The organism is Nostoc sp. NMS7 (genome assembly GCF_017115085.1).
GTDB lineage: Bacteria > Cyanobacteriota > Cyanobacteriia > Cyanobacteriales > Nostocaceae > Nostoc.
Window position 1 is genome coordinate 1 of record NZ_JABXKJ010000119.1, and the last position, 4228, is coordinate 4228.

At 42.8% G+C, this 4228-nt stretch carries 3 protein-coding genes; all 3 read left to right on the plus strand.

Annotated elements, in window-relative coordinates; translation table 11 throughout:
- Window positions 1-223: 223 nt before the first annotated feature.
- Window positions 224-1822 carry a hypothetical protein gene (locus tag HWQ38_RS12210; protein WP_292793669.1) on the plus strand — a complete coding sequence of 533 codons (1599 nt, stop codon included), beginning with the start codon at window positions 224-226 and terminating at the stop codon, window positions 1820-1822.
- 104 nt (window positions 1823-1926) lie between these two features.
- Window positions 1927-3129, plus strand: coding sequence for a hypothetical protein (locus tag HWQ38_RS12215; RefSeq protein ID WP_292793671.1), 1203 nt, complete (start codon window positions 1927-1929; stop codon window positions 3127-3129).
- Between the two features lie 328 nt (window positions 3130-3457).
- Window positions 3458-4198, plus strand: coding sequence for a DEAD/DEAH box helicase family protein (locus HWQ38_RS12220; RefSeq protein ID WP_292793673.1), 741 nt, complete (start codon window positions 3458-3460; stop codon window positions 4196-4198).
- The last annotated feature ends 30 nt before the right edge of the window (window positions 4199-4228 follow it).

Consider the following 4228-nt stretch of genomic DNA (forward strand, 5'->3'; position numbering starts at 1 on the left):
TAGTTCAATTGCTTGAATCACTTTTTGACGTAAATCATAACTATAGGATTTAGCCATAATATCGATCAAAGATTTCAGCTACATATTTAACACTGCTAATCATATTATATGTCCTAACGTATATGGCTACTGCTATAACTACTAAAAGCGAGAAGCCTGACGGCTCCCGCAAGTCCCTTACTACCTGCAACATTCCGAGCATTTACCATAGTGGGCAAGAGATATGCTGACACTAGACTCTGAACAAACAACAGCACTCGATTACAGCAACCTCAACACCAGCATCCAGGAAACCTTCACCGCCATCGACCGTTTTGAGTGGCAAGCATCCGATGAACTTCGACTGATGCGAGATAAAGGCTATTACCAAGATGGTGGACACAAGAGCTTTGAAGCTTATTGCGAAAGTGAGTTGACCAAACACGGGGGATATCGCCGCGTCAGAGATTTGCTGTCTGCGAAGAAAGTAGTTGATACTCTGCCCGAGGAACTGAAAGACAAGACTACCAAGCCCTCTCAAACTCGCCCCCTACTTCGTTTGGTCAAAACTCCCGACAAGCTGAACGAAGTCGTAGCGATCGCAGCCAAAGAAAAACCCTTTCCTACTGCCGCCGATTTTGCTAAAGCAGTTCAGAAGGTCGTTCCAAAAAATATGTCACCCACGGGAACCAGTAGGACAAAACAAGAAAAACTCAAAACGCAATTGTGTAATTCTGTCACGGTTTCTTCCCTTTCACATCCTAAATATGGTGAATCGGGAGTGATTGAGGCAGACGCACCGAATAACTATCAGCAGATTGTCACCTTTGCTGATGGCGAAAGGTTGCTGGTAAACAATAGTGATTTGGCTGATTTAAATGACGCAATTGTGTCCGAATCGAGTGAGCGTACTTACCCAAAAGAATATTCTGAGGCGATCGCTGCTATTGAAGAACGTCATAAACAGGAGTTAGAGCGACTTTTCCAGGAATTGAAAATTGGTTTGCAAGTAGAAGCAGGGGCTAAAGCCGAAGCCCAGGTAATTGAGCAAATCCAATCTCTGCAAAACCTGTATAAGCAGCAGAGGGAGCAGAATATCCAATTGCAGCAGCGCTTAGACGAGATGGAATCGCTACGACAGTTGGAGACTGAGAACCAACAGCTTAGGCAGCGCATTCAGGATTTGGAAAATTCTAAAGAGCCTCGGACTGGACAAGATTGGGGAAATACTTACACTAAACAAGGGGCTAAAGCGCTAAACAAGAAGGTTCAGCAAGCATTGGAGAAAACCATTGACCTGCGATCGCTAACAGTTGAACCCCCAAAAGAGAATGCCCAAGAATGTCTGCGGCTGATGGGCATGGCACTGAAGAATCTTGCCAGTGCAATGAACAATACCCAAGCACTCGAAGCAGCGGCGATAATTTTGGGGAGCGAACCTACACCAACTGCGATCGCATATCGAGCCGAGCAATTGGAAATGTTGCCCCAGGCGGTTAGTGATATTAGGGCAGTGCTAGCTAAACCGGGGTGTACGTGGCAAGAGTTTTGGGATGTAGCCCAAGAGTACGAGGTGATTAAATCAGATTATTTGGCGGAATTGACCACCCAAGAGACTGATTTAATTACCGCACTTCAAACGGCATCTACTGAACCGAACACCATTCAAGTTGGTTCTATAGTTGCCCATGCTGACCCCTACCGTACTTTGTATGTCGAGAGGGGTGAAGTTGTAGAGGATTTAGGCGAGGAAGTAGTGGTGGCTTGGGATTGCTGGAAGGAGCAATCGAAAAAGACTGACAGGTATTTCCGAGATGAGTTGCGATTCTGGCAACCTCAATAGGTTTTCAGTAACTCGGTAACTTTTTAGACAACCAGATACAAGTACCAAACCCTGCAATCGCTGTAGGGAAAATTCGGTGCGTCAATATAACAGGAGATTGTAAAATGACCGCAACTATCACAAGACCCAAGCTCAAAAAGGCTACTGCCGTCAGCAAAAAGGAATCCCTATATAAAAGGCTTCATGTGATTATTCCGATTGAAGATATGTTGTGGGCATCGCAGCAAAAACCATCAGTCAATCAACTATGGCAGGAGTGCTGGACGGCTGACCCTTATGGTTCTCGGTGGATGCCTTTGGCTTCTGCTTTAGGGTACAGTACTTTTATCTCTGCGAAGAAAATTCTATCTGAAAGCGGGTTGTTTATTTTCAAGCCGGACAAATCGATTCAAGATGGCAGGGAAACGGCTAGTTGGATGGTAAAGAATTTGCATGGTAGCCGAATGAAGGAATTTTGGGAGAAAGGCAATTTTGCGTCACCAAAACCAGATGCTAAAAAACAAGAATCAAATGCTGGGGATTCAGATAAAGATGCTGGCTCTGAAGAAATGCGTGCTTCGTATCAAGCATTTATTTTAAGTGAAAGTCAGTTAAAGCAAGGGTTCTGTGAACCCTCACGAACTACTCAGGAACATCTCACAAACTCATCAAATGAGTTTGTGAGATGTATCTCTGACACGCTAAATGAGATTTTGCAAGTTGAGGAGACGGCTCATACGCCCTTGGGGGGCGCGTCGCCTCAGTCTGTTCAAGGCGTGTCAGAGAAAGAGAAAGACTTGCCTACGTCAATGGACTGCACGACGCTAACGCTTGTGGATGCTGCACAGGGTGAATCTGCTTTGTTGCCAGGAGAAAATCAAAATTGTGGTGTTGAGGCGCGGGACTGTCATGAAGGTACTTGTTCCGCCGCGTCCGTAGCTCAAAATGAATTTTGTTTAAGTTCAGCGATCGCTCATCAAACTCAAGGGCAGGTAGAGCAAGGTTATTCTGCAACGTTTTCGGCTGAAAACTCGGTTTCAGGTGAAGAAGTCAAAACCGTTTATGAGGGTGAAGGTTCCGCCGTATCTGCGACAAATTCTGAAAAGTGGTCGCATGAGGCGATTGTAGCAAGGTCAAATATGCGACCTGTAAGAAGGGAAAAACTGAATCGAGCGGCGAATTCGGGGCAGAATCCGGGCTTTGACTTCTTGCAGGAGTGTTGGAATGATGACCCGGCTTTGCGAATTGTGATTAAAAAGGTGCTGGTGAAGTTTCCGCAGTGGGGGGTTGCGATCGTGGATGGGGTGTTGGTTAATTGGGAGGAGTAGCGATCGCACAGATAAAAGATAAAGCAATCTCAAACTTTGCCGCTCAAGTTTGTCTAATGCATAGAATTTTTTCAGTGAACCATCAATACTAAAATAATTTTGTTCATACCACTCAGCTAAGGTCTGTATCATACTTACTGGTCAAATAAAAATGGTGAAATTACTGTAGTAGAGGGTTGCAATTGTGAGTAGAGAGTTGATTGATCGGGAAATGTTGCGGTTTATACGTAAAATATCGTGATTAAAGGTATAAATTATTGCAAATATTAGCTTTATTACTATCAAGCAGTTATCATTGTATAAGTATTTACGTATAACTTGCCAGATTATGAATTTCTCTAAACTCAAGCGACCTAGTGGTAACATTAAACCGCTAAATCCAGTAGAAATCTTTGAGAGGCTTCCTAACTTGCCAAGTACTCCAAATGATTTATGGCGAGGTCAGACTGAAGCCTTAGAAGAATGGCACAAGAAGCGTAAGGAATCAGATATATTAATAGCTCTAAACACAGGAGCAGGTAAAACTTTAGTAGGTTTGCTAATTGCTCAAAGCCTAGTTAATGAAGGTATACAAAATGTAACATATCTTTGTGGGACGATCGACCTTGTTAAGCAAACTAAAAAAGAAACTGAAAAACTTGGTATTGCCTGTACACTACGAATAAGTCAAGATTTTGATAATAATCTTTTTGAGACTGGGAAGGCTTTCTCTATTACAACGTATGCAAGTATGTTCAATGGTTTTAGCGCTCTACAGAGAAAGCATTTCCCTAGAGCCGTAATCTTTGATGATGCTCATGTTGCCGAACGAGTTATTCGGGACTCTTTCACATTAAAAATTACAAAATCAAAGCATCCAAAACTATTCCAAACTATTACCTCTTTATTTAGACCTCATTTTGATGAGTTAGGTAGACAAAATACTTTCAATCAAATTATAACTGGCAATAGTCCTGGCTTTAGTATGATAGCAATGCCAAGTGGAGTATTAAAAAGGGCAGAACGCTTCAATACCTTATTAATAGATGAAAATATCGTTAATGAGTATCCGCTCAATAAGTTGCGGTAAGCAAAAATTATTAGCGATTGTTGAATCAAT